17 protein-coding genes and 1 other RNA gene are annotated in these 15,935 nt (G+C 61.3%); 7 read left to right on the forward strand and 11 right to left on the reverse strand.

Annotated features, from left to right (window positions below; all coding sequences use genetic code 11):
- Positions 1-141: 141 nt before the first annotated feature.
- From gcvH to PS14A_RS24305, 8 genes are all read right to left on the reverse strand, one after another.
- A complete protein-coding gene (gene gcvH, locus PS14A_RS24270; protein ID WP_125916753.1) occupies positions 142-525 on the reverse strand; it encodes a glycine cleavage system protein GcvH in 384 nt (127 codons plus the stop codon).
- Between the two features lie 47 nt (positions 526-572).
- A complete protein-coding gene (gene gcvT / locus PS14A_RS24275; protein WP_137214362.1) occupies positions 573-1,655 on the reverse strand; it encodes a glycine cleavage system aminomethyltransferase GcvT in 1,083 nt (360 codons plus the stop codon).
- A 155-nt stretch (positions 1,656-1,810) separates the two neighbouring features.
- Complete coding sequence (locus PS14A_RS24280; protein ID WP_212617401.1) at positions 1,811-3,427, reverse strand: iron ABC transporter permease; 1,617 nt, start codon at positions 3,425-3,427, stop codon at positions 1,811-1,813.
- A 244-nt stretch (positions 3,428-3,671) separates the two neighbouring features.
- Entirely contained in the window at positions 3,672-4,676 is a 1,005-nt protein-coding gene (locus PS14A_RS24285) for an extracellular solute-binding protein (RefSeq protein ID WP_122506180.1), read from the reverse strand.
- Positions 4,677-4,896: 220 nt separating this feature from the next.
- A complete protein-coding gene (locus PS14A_RS24290) occupies positions 4,897-6,114 on the reverse strand; it encodes a 2-octaprenyl-3-methyl-6-methoxy-1,4-benzoquinol hydroxylase (RefSeq protein ID WP_212617588.1) in 1,218 nt (405 codons plus the stop codon).
- A 109-nt stretch (positions 6,115-6,223) separates the two neighbouring features.
- Positions 6,224-7,411 (reverse strand): 2-octaprenyl-6-methoxyphenyl hydroxylase, encoded by a 1,188-nt coding sequence (ubiH, locus tag PS14A_RS24295; RefSeq protein WP_212617402.1) that lies wholly within the window; start codon positions 7,409-7,411, stop codon positions 6,224-6,226.
- Positions 7,408-8,742 (reverse strand): Xaa-Pro aminopeptidase, encoded by a 1,335-nt coding sequence (pepP, locus tag PS14A_RS24300; protein WP_212617403.1) that lies wholly within the window; start codon positions 8,740-8,742, stop codon positions 7,408-7,410. The genes ubiH and pepP overlap by 4 nt, the downstream gene beginning before the upstream one ends.
- 27 nt (positions 8,743-8,769) lie before the next feature.
- Positions 8,770-9,330, reverse strand: coding sequence for a YecA family protein (locus PS14A_RS24305; RefSeq protein WP_016772633.1), 561 nt, complete (start codon positions 9,328-9,330; stop codon positions 8,770-8,772).
- 125 nt (positions 9,331-9,455) lie between these two features.
- On the opposite strand from PS14A_RS24305, the gene PS14A_RS24310 reads away from it, so the two are divergent.
- The 4 genes from PS14A_RS24310 to PS14A_RS24325 all read left to right on the forward strand — a co-directional run bounded on the left by PS14A_RS24310 (position 9,456) and on the right by PS14A_RS24325 (position 10,874).
- Positions 9,456-9,665, forward strand: a complete 210-nt coding sequence (locus PS14A_RS24310) for a TIGR02449 family protein (RefSeq protein WP_007911197.1) — start codon at positions 9,456-9,458, stop codon at positions 9,663-9,665.
- The gene (locus PS14A_RS24315) at positions 9,662-9,979 is read left to right on the forward strand and encodes a cell division protein ZapA (protein ID WP_042607079.1); all 318 of its coding nucleotides are present in this window, start codon (positions 9,662-9,664) and stop codon (positions 9,977-9,979) included. The genes PS14A_RS24310 and PS14A_RS24315 overlap by 4 nt, the downstream gene beginning before the upstream one ends.
- A 30-nt stretch (positions 9,980-10,009) precedes the next feature.
- A non-coding RNA gene (ssrS, locus tag PS14A_RS24320) (6S RNA) lies at positions 10,010-10,188 on the forward strand.
- An 80-nt stretch (positions 10,189-10,268) separates the two neighbouring features.
- Positions 10,269-10,874 (forward strand): 5-formyltetrahydrofolate cyclo-ligase, encoded by a 606-nt coding sequence (locus PS14A_RS24325; protein ID WP_212617404.1) that lies wholly within the window; start codon positions 10,269-10,271, stop codon positions 10,872-10,874.
- 35 nt (positions 10,875-10,909) lie between these two features.
- Here the strand turns inward: PS14A_RS24325 and PS14A_RS24330 are convergent, their stop codons facing one another.
- On the reverse strand, positions 10,910-11,065 hold the full coding sequence (locus PS14A_RS24330; RefSeq protein WP_024014743.1) for a hypothetical protein: 156 nt from the start codon (positions 11,063-11,065) through the stop codon (positions 10,910-10,912).
- Between the two features lie 197 nt (positions 11,066-11,262).
- Here PS14A_RS24330 and PS14A_RS24335 point away from each other — a divergent pair, with 197 nt between their 5' ends.
- Entirely contained in the window at positions 11,263-11,736 is a 474-nt protein-coding gene (locus PS14A_RS24335; RefSeq protein WP_130911325.1) for an EVE domain-containing protein, read from the forward strand.
- A gap of 119 nt (positions 11,737-11,855) precedes the next feature.
- Here PS14A_RS24335 and PS14A_RS24340 read toward each other — a convergent pair whose 3' ends face one another.
- A complete protein-coding gene (locus PS14A_RS24340) occupies positions 11,856-12,263 on the reverse strand; it encodes a flagellar basal body-associated protein FliL (protein WP_056791694.1) in 408 nt (135 codons plus the stop codon).
- Between the two features lie 150 nt (positions 12,264-12,413).
- On the opposite strand from PS14A_RS24340, the gene PS14A_RS24345 reads away from it, so the two are divergent.
- Positions 12,414-13,391: an NADPH:quinone oxidoreductase family protein gene (locus tag PS14A_RS24345; protein ID WP_212617405.1), complete on the forward strand. Its 978-nt coding sequence runs from the start codon at positions 12,414-12,416 to the stop codon at positions 13,389-13,391.
- Between the two features lie 257 nt (positions 13,392-13,648).
- On the forward strand, positions 13,649-14,998 hold the full coding sequence (gene glpT, locus PS14A_RS24350) for a glycerol-3-phosphate transporter (RefSeq protein ID WP_024014747.1): 1,350 nt from the start codon (positions 13,649-13,651) through the stop codon (positions 14,996-14,998).
- Here glpT and PS14A_RS24355 read toward each other — a convergent pair.
- Positions 14,974-15,642, reverse strand: coding sequence for a gamma-glutamylcyclotransferase (locus tag PS14A_RS24355; RefSeq protein ID WP_042607082.1), 669 nt, complete (start codon positions 15,640-15,642; stop codon positions 14,974-14,976). The two genes, glpT and PS14A_RS24355, sit on opposite strands and share 25 nt — an antisense overlap.
- Positions 15,643-15,935: the final 293 nt, after the last annotated feature.

Raw genomic sequence — 15,935 nt, forward strand, 5'->3', positions numbered from 1 at the left:
GCCCTCGAAGATCAAAAAATCGCAGCCTTCGGCAGCTCCTACCTTTGGAATACGTTCCCCTGTAGGAGCTGCCGAAGGCTGCGATCTTTTGACTCTGAAAAAAAACCCCGACGAATCGGGGCTTTGGGTCTGGCCGGCAAGTTACTCGCCGATGGCAGCCTTGTAAGCCGCAGCATCCAGCAGCTTGTCCAGCTCGGCCTTGTCGCTTGGCTTGAGCTTGAAGATCCACGCGCCGTACGGGTCGGAGTTCAGCAGTTCGGGCGAGCCGCTCAGGTCTTCGTTGATCGCGATGACCTCACCGCTGACCGGGGCGTAGATGTCGGAAGCGGCTTTCACCGACTCGACTACGCCGGATTGATCACCGGCAGCGAACACTTTGCCGACTTCGGTCAGCTCGACGAACACCACGTCGCCCAGCGCTTCCTGCGCGTGATCGCTGATGCCCACGGTGACGGTGCCGTCGGCTTCCAGACGCGCCCATTCATGACTTTCGGCAAAACGCAGTTCGGCAGGGATATCGCTCATCTTCGGTTCCTCGGAAATTGGTCAGCGGTCATGCCCGCCAGAAAAGGTTAGATCAAGGTTTTGCCATGGCGCACGAAGGTCGGTTTGACCACCCGTACCGGGTACCACTTGCCACGGATTTCCACTTCGGCGCGGTCGGCGGTTGCCATCGGTACACGCGCCAGGGCAATCGATTTGCTCAGCGTAGGAGAGAAACTACCACTGGTGATCTCCCCTTCGCCAACATCGGCGATGCGAACCACTTGGTGAGCGCGCAAAACGCCGCGCTCTTCCAGCACCAGACCGACCAGTTTGTGCGCCACGCCGGCGGCTTTTTCCGCCTCCAGCGCCGCGCGGCCGATGAACTGGCGCGAGGCCGGCTCCCAAGCGATGCTCCAGGCCATGTTCGAAGCCAGCGGCGAAACGTCCTGGTGAATATCCTGACCGTACAGGTTCATTCCGGCCTCGACGCGCAAGGTGTCGCGAGCACCGAGGCCGATTGGCGAAATACCCGCACCGACCAAGTCGTTGAAGAAACCCGGCGCCTGACTCGCTGGCAGGCAGATTTCCAGGCCATCCTCGCCGGTGTAACCGGTACGCGCGATGAACCAGTCGCCGTCGATGGCGCCTTCGAAAGGTTTGAGTTGCTGGATCAGCGTGGCGCGCGACTGGGTGACCAGTTCGGCGATCTTGTGCCGGGCCTGCGGGCCTTGGATGGCGAGCATCGCCAACTCGGAGCGCTCGTGCAGTTGCACCTCGTAATTGCCGAGCTGGGCGTTCATCCAGGCCAGATCCTGATCGCGGGTCGAGGCGTTGAACACCAGCCGGTACGCGTCGTCGAGGCGATAGACGATCATGTCGTCGACGATGCCGCCACGCTCATTGAGCATGGTGCTGTACAACGCCCGGCCGGGGCGGTGCAGACGTTCGACGTCGTTGGCCAGCAAATGCTGGAGCCAGGCTTTGGCCTGGGCGCCGGTGACATCGATCACGGTCATATGGGAAACATCGAACACCCCGCAATCGCGGCGCACTTCGTGGTGCTCCTCGACCTGCGAGCCGTAATGCAATGGCATGTCCCAACCGCCAAAATCGACCATCTTCGCGCCGAGCGCGAGGTGCAGGTCATACAGAGGCGTACGCTGTCCCATGGGTTTCTCCTTCCGGGCGTGGCGAGGGTGCGGACCGCCGCTATACGGCTGCAAGCCTTGATGGACAAGGCTTGCAGCCGATTCCAGCGCACGGGTCTGTCAGACGAACCGCACCGAATGCCGCGCATTGTAGCCGCATGATGTAGGACTCACTACTAAGTGTTTCGGTGCGCCGAACGTCGAATCAATCCGATCACCGGCAACAACCCGACCAGCACCAGCGTCAATGCCGGCAAGGACGCCCTCGCCCATTCGCCTTCACTGGTCATTTCAAAAATGCGCACCGCCAGCGTGTCCCAGCCAAACGGGCGCATCAGCAGGGTCGCAGGCATTTCCTTGAGCACATCGACGAACACCAGCAACGCGGCGCTCAAGGTGCCGGGCAGCAGCAGCGGCAGATACACTTTGAAAAACAGTCGCGGCCCACTGACACCCAGGCTACGTGCCGCTTCGGGCAAAGATGGCCGTATACGCGCCAGACTGCTTTCCAGCGGCCCATACGCCACGGCAATGAAGCGCACCAGATACGCCATCAGCAACGCCGCGAGACTGCCAAGCAACAACGGTTTGCCCGCACCGCCGAGCCATGACGAAAGCGGAACCACCAGCTCACGATCCAGATAACTGAAGGCGAGCATGATCGACACCGCCAGCACCGAACCGGGCAAGGCGTAGCCGAGATTGGCCAGACCGACGCCGGAGTTGATGGCTGGGGTCGGCGCCAGACGCCGGGCGAACGCCAGCAACAGCGCAACGCTGACGGTGATCAGCGCCGCCATCGCGCCCAGATACAGCGTGTGCAGGATCAGCCCGGCGTAGCGCTCATCCAGATCGAAACGCCCACGCTGCCAGAACCACACGATCAATTGCAGCACCGGGATGACGAAGGCGCAGGCAAACACCAATCCACACCAGCCTGTCGCCGCGAACGCTTTGAGCCCGCGCAGGTGATACAGCGCTTTCACCCGTGGCCGCTCGTTGCCGGCCCGATTCGCCCCGCGCGCGCGGCGCTCGCCGTAGAGCACCAGCATCACCACCAGCAGCAACAGACTGGCCAGTTGCGCAGCGCTGGGCAGGCTGAAGAAGCCGTACCAGGTTTTATAGATTGCCGTGGTGAAGGTGTCGAAGTTGAACACCGACACCGCGCCGAAATCGGCCAGGGTTTCCATCAGCGCCAGCGCCACGCCCGCGCCGATCGCCGGACGCGCCATCGGCAACGCGACCCGCCAGAACGCCTGCCACGGCGACTGCCCAAGCACCCGCGCCGCTTCCATCAAACCTTTGCCCTGGGCCAGGAACGCGGTACGCGCCAGCAGATAAACGTAGGGATAAAACACCAGCACCAGTACCACGATCACCCCACCGGTGGACCGCACTCGCGGCAGGCGCAGGCCGCTGCCGAACCATTCGCGCAGCAGCGTTTGCACGGGGCCGGCGAAATCCAGCAGGCCGACGAAAACGAACGCCAGTACATAGGCAGGGATGGCGAAGGGCAGCATCAGCGCCCAGTCGAGCCAGCGCCGACCGGGGAATTCGCAGAGACTGGTCAGCCACGCGAGGCTGACGCCAAGCAGGGTTACACCGACACCGACGCCGAGGATCAGCGTCAGGGTATTGCCGAGCAGACGCGGCATCTGGGTTTGCCACAGGTGCGACCAGATCTGCTGATCGATGGTCTGCCACGACAGCAGCAGCACGCTCAGCGGCAACAGCACCAGCGCGGCGATGGCGAAGACGATGGGGTACCAGCGGCGTTGGGCGGGGTGGGCCACTTTTGGGTCTCTGGAGGGATTGGGGTGTTCTTGGATTGCGTATTTCAGGTTGGGATTGCTGCCCTCACCCTAGCCCTCTCCCGGAGGGAGAGGGCTAGGGTGAGGTGCTCATGCAAACTACATCGACCTGAGATATTGAGTCGAACTCAAGTTTCGAAAGAAACACAAGTTGGCTCCCTCTCCCTCCGGGAGAGGGCTGGGGTGAGGGAGCGATCTTGAAAGATCAACAGTTACACGAAACGCCTCAGTTCCACCCCGCCCGATCCATCATCCGGATCGCCTCAGCCTGACGTTTGCCCGCCACTTCTACCGGCAAGGTATCAGCAATGAACTTGCCCCACGCCGCCACTTCTTCCGAAGGCGCCACCGCCGGGTTGGCCGGGAATTCCTGGTTCACATCGGCAAAAATCTTCTGTGCCTCAGGCGTGGTCATCCATTCAACCAAAGCCTTCGCGGCTTCCGGGTGCGGCGCGTGTTTGGTCAGGCCGATGCCCGACAGGTTCACATGCACACCACGATCGGCCTGATTTGGCCAGAACAGCTTCACCGGCAGTTCAGGCTTCTGCTTATGCAGGCGACCGTAATAGTAAGTGTTGACGATGCCGACGTCGCACTGCCCGGCGTTGATCGCTTCCAGTACTGCAACGTCATCGGAGAACACGTCGGTGGACAGGTTGTTGACCCAGCCCTTGAGGATTTTCTCGGTCTTCTCGGCGCCGTGAACTTCGATCATGGTCGCAGTCAGCGACTGGTTGTAGACCTTCTTCGCCGTGCGCAGGCACAGGCGGCCTTCCCAATTCTTGTCGGCCAGCGCTTCGTAAGTGGTCAGTTCGCCCGGTTTCACCCGCTCGGTGGAATAGGCGATGGTCCGCGCGCGCAGGCTCAGGCCGGTCCAGGCGTGGGTGGACGAGCGATACTGCGCGGGAATGTTGGTGTCGATGGTTTTCGAGGTGAATGGCTGGAGGATGCCCATCTGCTCGGCCTGCCACAGGTTGCCGGCATCGACGGTGAGCAGCAGGTCGGCGGTGGCGTTTTCACCTTCGGCCTTGATGCGCTGCATCAGCGGCGCTTCCTTGTCGGTAATGAACTTGATCTTCACCCCGGTCTTGGCGGTGTAGGCATCGAATACCGGTTTGATCAGCTCATCGATACGCGACGAGTAAACCACCACCTCATCGGCGGCCTGGGCAGTGGTGCTGCCGATCAGGGTCAAGGCCAGTGCGGTCAGAAGACGCTTGGGTGCCAACATGGGAGTGGTCTCACGGTCGGGAAAGGTGGGCCAAATGATAAGGACTCACATTTACCACCACAATCGAACACTGGGGGAAGGCGTTACCAGATGTTGCACGGCTCAAAACTGGGGTAAGTGGGCGGACGCTTTCGCGAGCAGGCTCGCTCCCACATTGGAATGCATCTCAACAGTGGGAGCGAGCCTGCTCGCGAAGGGGCCATCAGCCTCAATGAGGCGGTCAGGGCTTTGCCAGAGCTGGAAGATCACCGGTCAAACCGAGGGCTTCACGCACAAACAACGCCTTCGCCTCGGGCATCTGCTCGACCAGTTTCAACCCGGCATTGCGCAACCAGCGCAGTGGCAGCGGGTCGGCCTGGAACAACCGCTCGAAGCCTTCCATTGCCGCCATCAGCGCCAGATTGTGCGGCATGCGCCGGCGCTCATAACGGCTCAACACTTTGACATCCGCCAGTCGCTCACCACGCTCATGCGCTTGCAGCAGCACTTCCGCCAGCACGGCGGCATCGAGGAAGCCAAGGTTCACACCCTGCCCCGCCAACGGGTGAATGGTGTGCGCTGCATCACCGATCAACGCCAGGCCCTCTGCGACATAACGCTTGGCGTGACGCTGACGCAGCGGTACGCACAACCGCGGATCAGAGCTGATGACCTCACCGAGGCGTCCCTCGAAGGCTCGCTGCAGCTCAGCGCAAAACGCAGTCTCTTCCAGCGCCATCAAGCGCTCGGCTTCAGCCGGTGTGGTCGACCAGACGATCGAGCACCAGTCCTGCTGACCATCACGCTCCAGCGGCAAAAACGCCAATGGCCCGTGATCGGTAAAGCGCTGCCAGGCGGTTTTGCGGTGCGGCTGGCTGCAGCGCACGCTGGTGACGATGGCGTGATGCAGATAATCCCACTCGCGGGTCGCCACCCCAGTGAGACGGCGCACCGCTGAATTGGCGCCGTCCGCCGCGATCACCAGCGGCGCGCGCAAGGTGCGGCCATCGGCCAGGGTCAGCAGCCAGTCGTCGCCGGAGCGACGCATCTGCTCCAGCCGCGCATTGGCCAGCATGCCGAGGTCGCAGTCATGCAAACGCTCGAGCAGCGCATCCTGGACCACGCGGTTTTCGACGATGTGGCCGAGCACCTCGGCATGTACGCTGCTCGCCGAGAAATGAATCTGCCCGGTGCCGCTGCCGTCCCAGACGTGCATGTCGGTGTACGGGCTGCTGCGCCGTTGGGCGATGCCGTCCCAGACGCCGAGGCGTTCGAGGATGCGCTGGCTCGCCGCCGACAATGCACTGACGCGCGGTTCGAACGCCGCTTCGGCATCGAACGGTTTCACGCTCAACGGGCTACCGTCGAGCAGCAGCACTTCCAGCCCACTGTCCTGTAGCGCCAGCGCCAGGGCGCTGCCGACCATTCCGGCTCCGACAATCAGCAGATCTGCGCGCATTTCCATGCTTTAGGCCTGTCTCGCTTGCGGCTTGCGCCGCATGTAAAGGGTTTTACCGAGCGCGCCTGTTGGTGGCGCGATCCTGAAAATGAAAATGCCGGCCAGCCACTCAAGCATCCGGACGGGTTCCCAGACCCATCGCCTGCCGCGCGAACCAGCGCTTGGCCGGTGGCAGCAGGTCGAGGCCGAGCAGGCCGAGGTTGCGCCCCAGCGACACAAGCGGTTGGCTGCTGCCGAACAGGCGCGTGACTTGGTCGGAGAAGCCGACGGTCAGGTCCTGATCGAGGCGCTGCCGTTCGCGATAGGCCTGCAACGTGGCGAAGTCGCCCAGCGGCTTATCACTCGCAAGCAGCGCGGCAGCCAAGGCATCGGCGTCACGCAGCGACAGGTTGAAGCCCTGGCCGGCGATCGGGTGCAGGCTGTGTGCGGCGTTGCCGAGCACGGCCAGATGCGAGCGCACCTGTTCTTCAGCTTCGATCAGTGACAGGGGATAAAGATGCCGTGCGCCGACCTGTTTCAAAGTGCCGAGGCGGTAACCGAACACGCCTTGCAGCTCGCTGAGAAAATCACGCTCGCTTAATTCAGTCAGACGCTGCGCGTCCATGCCCAGCCGCGTCCACACCAGTGCGCAGCGATTGTCCGGCAACGGCAGCAGGGCCATCGGGCCTTCGTCGGTAAAGCGCTCGAAGGCCATGCCGTTGTGCGCTTCACTCGGGGTGATGTTGGCAATCAGCGCGCTCTGGTTGTACGGGCGCGTGCGCACGTTAATGCCCAACTGTTCGCGCAACCCGGAGCGGCCGCCATCGGCGAGTACCGCGAGGTCGCATTCCAGTGTGGTTTCGTCGTTGAGGGTCAGGCGGTAGCCATCGGCCAACGGTTCCATGCGCGTGACTTCCGCCGGGCAGCGCCACGTGATCACGTCTTTGTCGAGGTGTTGCCACAGGCACTGGCCGAGCCAAGCGTTTTCCACCACGTAACCGAGCGCTGGCACACCCTCTTCCATCGCCGACAAACGCGCGGTGGAGAAACGGCCACGGTCGGAGACGTGAATCTGTTTGATCGGCTCGGCGCGGCGGGAAATTTCCTGCCACACGCCCAGACGCTGATAAATCTGCCGCGAGCCGAACGACAGTGCCGAGGAGCGGGCGTCGTAGCTCGGTTGCCAGCTGTCGCCGGGGGCGAACGGTTCGATCAGGACGATCTTCCAGCCCTGCGCCTTGGCCCCGGCCTGCAACGCCAACGCCAGACTGGCGCCGACCAGACCGCCACCGATGATTGCCAGATTGACTCGACTCATGCTGCGTGTGTCCTTGCTTGTGCCATCAGCGCTTCGATCTCGGCGACGGTTTTCGGCACGCCACTGGTGAGGATCTCACAGCCGGACCGGGTCACGACCACGTCATCCTCGATGCGCACGCCAATGCCACGCCATTTCTTCGCCACGTTCTGATTGTCCGCCGCGATGTAGATGCCCGGCTCCACGGTCAGCGCCATGCCGACCTCCAGCACGCGCCATTCGCCGCCGACCTTGTACTCGCCGACGTCATGCACATCCATGCCCAGCCAGTGGCCGGCACGGTGCATATAAAAAGCCTTGTAGGCTTCGCTGGCGATCAACTCGTCAACCTCACCCTGCAACAAGCCAAGCTTGACCAGACCTGCTGTGATCACCCGCACCGTGGCTTCGTGCGCCTGATTCCAGTGCTTGTTGGGGGCGATGTCGGCAAACGCCGCTTCCTGCGAAGCCAGCACCAACTCGTAGATCGCCTTCTGCTCCGGCGAAAACTTGCCGTTGACCGGCCACGTACGGGTGATGTCGCTGGCGTAGCAGTCGATCTCGCAACCGGCGTCAATCAGCACCAGATCGCCATCCTTGAGCAGCGCGTCATTCTGCTGGTAATGCAGGATGCAGCTGTTGCGCCCGGCGGCGACGATCGAACCGTAGGCCGGCATCTTCGCCCCGCCCTTGCGGAATTCGTAATCCAGTTCGGCTTCGAGGCTGTATTCATGCAGCCCCGGACGACTGGCCTGCATCGCGCGGATATGCGCTTGCGCCGAGATCCGCGCGGCTTCGCGCATCACCTTCACTTCTGCCGCCGATTTATACAGGCGCATGTCGTGCAGCAGATGATCCAGGGCAACGAATTCATTCGGCGGCTGCGCGCCGAGGTGCGCCTTGGAGCGGATCACGTTGATCCAGTCCATCAGGTGCCGATCGAATTCGGGATTGCTGCCCATCGCCGAATACACGCGGTCGCGGCCTTCGATCAGGCCCGGGAGAATGTCGTCGATGTCGGTAATCGGAAAAGCATCGTCGGCGCCGTACTCGCGGATCGCGCCTTCCTGCCCTGCGCGCAGGCCATCCCACAATTCGCGTTCGGCGTTGCGTTCACGGCAGAACAGGATGTACTCGCCGTGCTCGCGGCCGGGCATCAGGACGATGACGGCTTGTGGCTCGGGAAAACCGCTGAGGTACTGGAAGTCGCTGTCCTGACGGTAGACATGCTCGACGTCGCGGTTGCGGATGGCCACCGCGGCGGCGGGCAGGATCGCGATGCTGTTGGGTTCCATCTGCGCCATCAGGGCCTTGCGGCGACGGCTGTATTCCGCTTTGGGGATATGGGTCATGGGCAGATGGCTTTCCCTGGCACGCGATTAATGCAACGACGGCTTGGCGGCTGGCGGCACATCGGCTTTTTTGGTTTCCGAGAACAGCAGCAACGGCGCGACGCGCAGGTATTCCATGACTTCCATGTAGTCGGATTCGCCGTCTTCGGATTCTTCCAGCGCGTCCTGCACCTGGGAAATGGCTGCCAGATCCTGCAGCACTTCGGTGGCTTCGGTGCTGAGCATGCTGCTGTCGCGGCAGTTCAGGCCGAAACCGCTGAGGAAGCCCTGGCACCACTCGCCCAGTGCAGCAGCGCGGTCGGCCAGCGGTGCATCGTCGGTCGGCAGCAGCAGAACGACAGTGACGTCGTCGCCGGTCAGCTCGCCTTTGACCATCTCCTGCAGGCCGATCAGGGCGTTGCGGACGTTGTCCTGGATATCGCCTTCGAGCAGTTCGGCGGCGTCGATCAACCAGCCTTCGTGATCGAAGCCGGCCCCGGCGCAACTGCGCCCGAGCAGCACGCCGTGCAGTTCGGCAGGCGAGACGTTGTGGCCGCTGGCAGTCAGCAGGGTGGCAAAGGCTTGGTACGGGGAATTCGCAATGGTCATGGGCAGCTAGGCGCCAGACGGCGCTATGTCTAGAATGAAGGCCTTGTATCCTACATCGACAGCCCCGCCAAGACCATTAAAGGCTGTCCGCCAGTCACCACCCATCAGACGAACACGTGGACCCAATGGAAGACACCGACCTGCAAGCGCTGATGGCCAGACTCGAACTGCTGATTGGCCGAGTCGAGCAACTTAAGAGTCAAAACGCACTCTTACTAGCTCAGGAAAAAACCTGGCGCGAGGAACGCGCTCACCTCATTGAAAAAAACGAAATCGCCCGGCGTAAGGTCGAATCGATGATTTCGCGCCTCAAGGCCCTGGAGCAAGACTCATGAGTTCAAGCAATAGCGTTACCGTGCAGATCCTCGACAAAGAGTATTCGATCATCTGCCCGCCGGAAGAACGCAGCAATCTGGTCAGCGCCGCCCGCTACCTGGACGGCAAGATGCGCGAGATCCGCAGCAGCGGCAAAGTCATCGGCGCCGACCGCATTGCCGTGATGGCCGCGCTGAACATCACCCACGACCTGTTGCACAAAGAAGAGCGCCCGGACATCCAGGCCAGCGGTTCGACCCGCGAACAGGTGCGCGACTTGCTTGATCGTGTCGATCTGGTCCTGGCCGACGATCAGAGCACCGCCAAGGGCTGATTCGACTGGCAGCTTGAGGTATACTCGCGGCACTCCCTGGGGTGCTTGCCAGTTGACGATGTCCCGGAGCCGATTCGCACTACCCTGGAAGTTGCACGTTGGGCTGGTGTGCATGTCCGCTAGACGGAAAGCCTTAAAGTCTACTGCTTCTTCCACCTTGAACTTTCGGGTTCAAGGGCTGAGTTGACAGCGGTTCATCCGGGGAGCCTGATTCGAATCCGATGTCGGTGTATGCCGACATCGGATTTTTTATGCGTACGTTTTTGCATCCACCTGCCGAAGCCGAACCATGACCGAACCCGCGCTGCTGCCCCGCCCGCAACTCCGCCGCCTGCTGCGCAAGGCGCGCCGCGCACTGACGCCGGGCGAACAACGCCAGGCTGCCAAAGGCCTGTTCCGGCAATTGGCGCAAGACCCGCACTTTCGCCGGGCGAAACATATTTCCCTGTACTTGCCCACCGACGGTGAAATCGATCCGCGCCTGCTGCTGCGCGAAGCCCAGCGTCGCGGTAAGGCGACTTATCTGCCGGTACTCAGCGCGTGGCCACGAACGAAAATGGTCTTCCAGCGCATCCGCCCCGGCGAAACGCTCACGCCCAATCGTTTCCGCATCCTCGAGCCTCGGGCCAATCTGGCTCGGCAACGCAAGGTCTGGGCGCTGGATCTGGTGCTGTTGCCGCTGGTGGGGTTTGACGATGTCGGCGGGCGCCTGGGCATGGGCGGCGGATTTTATGACCGCAGCCTCGCCTATCTGGCCCGGCGCAAGAACTGGCGCAAGCCGACGCTGCTGGGCCTGGCCCATGAATGTCAGAAAGTCGAACGTCTGGCGCAGGCGAGCTGGGATGTGCCGTTACAAGGAACGGTCACCGACAAGGCGTGGTATTTCGCAGAGTAGACGCCGCAGGGAATAGCGGCGTCGAAAAGACAGGTTCAGCGTTTGAAAGCGGTCGACTGTTGCACCTGTTGCGCCACTTCAATCGGCGCATCGGTCTTGTTGGCCCACAGGCTCTGCGCGTAACCGGTGGTTACCACGCCCAGGCCAAACAAAATTACCAAAGTCCATAGCAAATCCGGTTTGCGTTTCATCGATTGCCCCCCTCAAGGCACATCATCACGATGACAGCAGCGGTTTCCGTTCGTAGGCCGTGCAGCAGCGTCAAGCTTTAAAGGCCGGCATTTTGCGGCAACGTGAACCTGTGCGCAAACGCTGACGTCAACCGACTGTCGGTTTGTCATAAAATTGCCCGACAACCTGCCCAATGACAGCTTCAGGAGCACAACACATGGCCTATTGGCTGATGAAATCAGAGCCCGACGAACTCTCGATCAAGGGCCTGGAAAAGCTCGGCAAGGCGCGCTGGGACGGGGTTCGCAACTATCAGGCACGCAATTTCCTACGGGCGATGGCGGTGGGTGACGAGTTCTTTTTCTACCATTCCAGCTGCCCCGAGCCGGGGATTGCCGGGATCGGCAAGATTATTGAAGCGGCCTATCCCGATCCGACGGCGCTGGAGCCGGACAGCCATTACTTCGATCCGAAGGCTACAGCAGAAAAAAATGCCTGGAGCGCGATCGATGTCGAGCATGTCGAGACGTTCAAACGGGTGTTGAAGCTGGATTATCTGAAGCAGCAGACGGCGCTCGCGGAGCTGCCACTGGTGCAGAAGGGCTCGCGGTTGTCGGTGATGCCGGTCACACCAGAACAGTGGGCGGCGGTTATCGGGCTCAAACCTGATTCATTTTTGCCTGATAAATAGCTTTCGCGAGCAGGCTCGCTCCCACAGGGTTATTCGGTGAATGCAAAAATGTGCATCACCACCAATCCACTGTGGGAGCGAGCCTGCTCGCGAAGAGGCCTGCCCGGACAGCGAATGACTTACTGAATGATCAGGTTGTTGAACAACAGATCCTCAACAACAGGCTTGCCGGTCTCGTCATTCATGACCTGCTGGGTCTGCTTCAACGCTTCCTGACGCAGCTTTTCCTTGCCCTCGATGCTGCCCATCGCCTCGGTCGACTGTTGAGTGAACAACGCCACCAGCTGATTGCGGATCAGCGGCTCGTTGGCCTTGACCAGTTTGGTCGCCTCTTCACCGGTTACGCGCAGGGCCACATCGGCCTTGTAGACCTTGAGCTTGGCGGTGCCGTCGAGGCCATAGTTGCCGACGAACGGCGGGCTCAGGGTGATGTAATTGACCTTCGGCGCCTCGCCTTCTTTGGCTTCTTCGGCCAGTGCTGCCACAGGCAGAGACAGGGCCAGCAACAACATGATCCACGCTTTCACAATTCGCTCCTTATCCGGTTTGCGGCCTAGCATAACGACCCGCCGCGCAAGCACAAGCTTATGGCTGACTATCAGGGCCGGGCATGCTCGTTGACCCGTTGATTCACACACCTACACTTATCGGCCATCACTCCCAAAGGAATAGCCCTGATGAAAGCCGTGCTGTGCAAAGCCTTCGGCCCTGCCGAATCGCTGGTGCTGGAAGACGTCGCCAGTCCTGTCGCCAAGAAGAATGAAATCCTGCTGGACGTGCACGCTGCCGGAGTCAATTTCCCGGACACGCTGATCATCGAGGGCAAATACCAGTTCAAACCGCCCTTCCCGTTTTCGCCAGGCGGTGAAGCGGCGGGCGTGGTGCGCGAAGTCGGGGAAAAGGTCAGCCATCTGAAAGTCGGCGACCGGGTCATGGCGCTGACCGGTTGGGGCAGTTTTGCCGAGCAGGTGGCGGTGCCGGGCTACAACGTCCTGCCGATTCCGCCGTCGATGGATTTCAACGTCGCCGCTGCATTCAGCATGACCTATGGCACGTCGATGCACGCGCTCAAACAACGCGCCAACCTGCAAGCGGGCGAAACCCTGCTGGTGCTTGGCGCATCGGGCGGCGTCGGCCTCGCCGCAGTGGAGATCGGCAAAGCCATGGGTGCCCGCGTGATCGCTGCCGCCAGCAGCGCCGAAAAACTCGCGGTGGCCAAGGCTGCCGGCGCCGATGAGCTGATCAACTACAGCGAAGCCAGTCTGAAGGACGAGATCAAACGCCTCACCGATGGCCAGGGCGCCGACGTGATCTACGACCCGGTCGGCGGCGACCTGTTCGACCAGGCCATTCGCGCCATCGCCTGGAACGGCCGCCTGCTGGTGGTCGGCTTCGCCAGCGGACGCATCCCGGAACTGCCGGTCAACCTCGCCCTGCTCAAAGGCGCGGCGGTGCTCGGCGTGTTCTGGGGCTCCTTTGCCCAGCGCCAACCCCAGGACAACGCAGCAAACTTCCAGCAGCTGTTTGCCTGGTTTGCCGAGGGCAAACTCAAACCGCTGGTGTCGCAGGTGTATCCGCTGAGCAATGCCGCGCAGGCGATCGATGATCTTGGCCAGCGCAAGGCTGTGGGCAAGGTTGTCGTTCAGGTTCGTTAACAACATGGAGCGATCCGGAGCAACCATCCGGATCGCTTTACCGTTGAGGTCTGCCTCTTCCATACGTCAAACCGCAGAAACCCACCCGAGCCACCATCCCCTCAGCGCCGCCTTCTTATCTCAGAGCGACATGTTCATAAAGGAACGCTCATCTGCCCAAATTTCCGCTGTTTTGCCGACGTGAAGCGATGCTATTTTCGGTAACGAAACTGTAACATTCGCATCCGCAGTCAAAACAAGAAAACTGGAGCTCTTGAATGTTTGCTTTCTTTCGTCCTGCCGCACATCAGGCTCCATTGCCTGAAGAAAAAATAGACAGCACCTACCGCCGCCTGCGCTGGCAGATCTTCGCCGGTATCTTTATCGGCTACGCCGGTTACTACCTGCTGCGCAAGAACTTCTCCCTGGCCATGCCGTACCTGATCGACGAAGGCTACAGCCGTGGCGACCTCGGTCTGGCGATGTCGGCGATCGCCATTGCTTACGGTCTGTCGAAGTTCCTCATGGGCCTGGTGTCCGACCGTTCCAACCCGCGCTTCTTCCTGCCGTTCGGTCTGCTGGTCTCGGCCGGGGTGATGTTCATTTTCGGTTTCGCGCCGTGGGCAACGTCCAGCGTGACGATGATGTTCATTCTGTTGTTCATCAACGGCTGGGCGCAGGGCATGGGCTGGCCGCCGAGCGGGCGGACCATGGTGCACTGGTGGTCGCAGAAGGAACGCGGCGGCGTGGTGTCGGTGTGGAACGTGGCGCATAACGTCGGCGGCGGTCTGATCGGCCCGCTGTTCCTGATCGGCATGGGCCTGTTCAACGACTGGCACGCGGCGTTCTACGTCCCGGCAGCGGTCGCGCTGGGCGTGGCGGTATTCGCCTTCATCACCATGCGTGACACCCCGCAATCGGTCGGCCTGCCGCCGATCGAGCAGTACAAGAACGACTACCCGGAAGGCTACGACGCCAGCCACGAAGACGAATTCAGCGCCAAGGAAATCTTCGTCAAATACGTGCTGCGCAACAAAATGCTCTGGTACATCGCTCTGGCCAACGTTTTCGTCTACTTGCTGCGCTACGGCGTGCTGGACTGGGCGCCGACGTACCTGAAGGAAGCCAAGGGCTTCACCGTGGATAAAACCTCGTGGGCCTATTTCTTCTACGAGTGGGCGGGCATTCCGGGCACGCTGCTGTGCGGCTGGATGTCGGACAAGATCTTCCGTGGCAACCGTGGTCTGACCGGCATGGTGTTCATGGCCTTGGTGACTGTCGCGACCCTGGTTTACTGGCTGAATCCGGCCGGCAATCCGATGGTCGACATGATCGCCCTGCTGTCGATCGGCTTCCTGATCTACGGCCCGGTGATGCTGATCGGCCTGCAAGCGCTGGAACTGGCGCCGAAGAAAGCCGCCGGTACTGCAGCGGGCTTCACCGGTCTGTTCGGTTATCTGGGGGGTTCGGTCGCGGCCAGTGCGGCGATGGGCTACACCGTTGACCACTTCGGCTGGGATGGCGGTTTCGTGCTGCTGGTCGGCGCTTGCCTGCTGGCGATGGCCTTCCTGGCGCCAACGCTGTGGCACAAGCAAGTCGCCAGTCAGAGCCGTGAAGCGGTCGCCTGATCGCTGTGTGATTTACAGCGCTTGAGCCGCGCCTCCAGATTTCGATCCGGCATGGCGTGGCTGCGCAGGGCGTGCACGGTCTGCTCGACATAATCGCGAGTGGTGCCGTACCGCCCGCTGGCGCTGGCGAACACCTGGCTGAGCACATGATCCGGCAAGTTGCCGGCATAGCTCGGCAGGTGACGCTCCAGCACGAATCCCAAGGCCTGCACCTGAGTGCCATCTTCGAGCCGGCAATTGAGCCAGTGCGGACGGTACGACGGAAACGGCATCTCACGTTTCCATAGCGCATACAGCGCGGTATCGAGATTGTCTTCCGGCAAGCGGTAGGCAAAGCCACTGCACGAACCGCCGCGATCCAGACCGAATACCAAACCGGGCATCTCCGGCGTACCGCGGTGCTCGTGGGACCACAGGTACAAGCCGCGATGGTAGCCGTGCACGCGACCGCGCATGCGCTCGACTGCCGTGCACTCAGGCCGCCAGATCAGCGAACCATACGCGAACAGCCACACCGGCCCGCCCTTGTGGCGCGCCATGGTCGATTGCATGGAAGCGAGAAGTTGTTCGTGCGTCAGCTGCGGCCCAAGATCGAGCCGCGGAGGGTAAGCCAGGTTCAGAATTGCGTTTTCAATGGCGCTCATGGCGAATAGCGTTCAGCTCCCCGCGGGTGAAGAATTACTTAATAGAACGCACCGCTGTAACAATAAGGCACATATGTTTTAAGGCAAATTAAGTGCCATCACACCGGCGGTGATTAATTGCCTGATTGATATATAACCTAGCGGTATTTATTCAATTACATAAATACCGATCGGCTATAAGCGGAGTTATAACGCATAAAACCAATGTGGGAGCGAGCTTGCTCGCGAAAGCAATCTGTCAGGCGACGTCAATGGTGACTGAAAAACGGCATTCGCGAGCAAGCTCGCTCCCA

The sequence above is a fragment of the Pseudomonas sp. 14A genome (assembly GCF_018132745.1).
GTDB lineage: Bacteria > Pseudomonadota > Gammaproteobacteria > Pseudomonadales > Pseudomonadaceae > Aquipseudomonas > Aquipseudomonas mercuritolerans.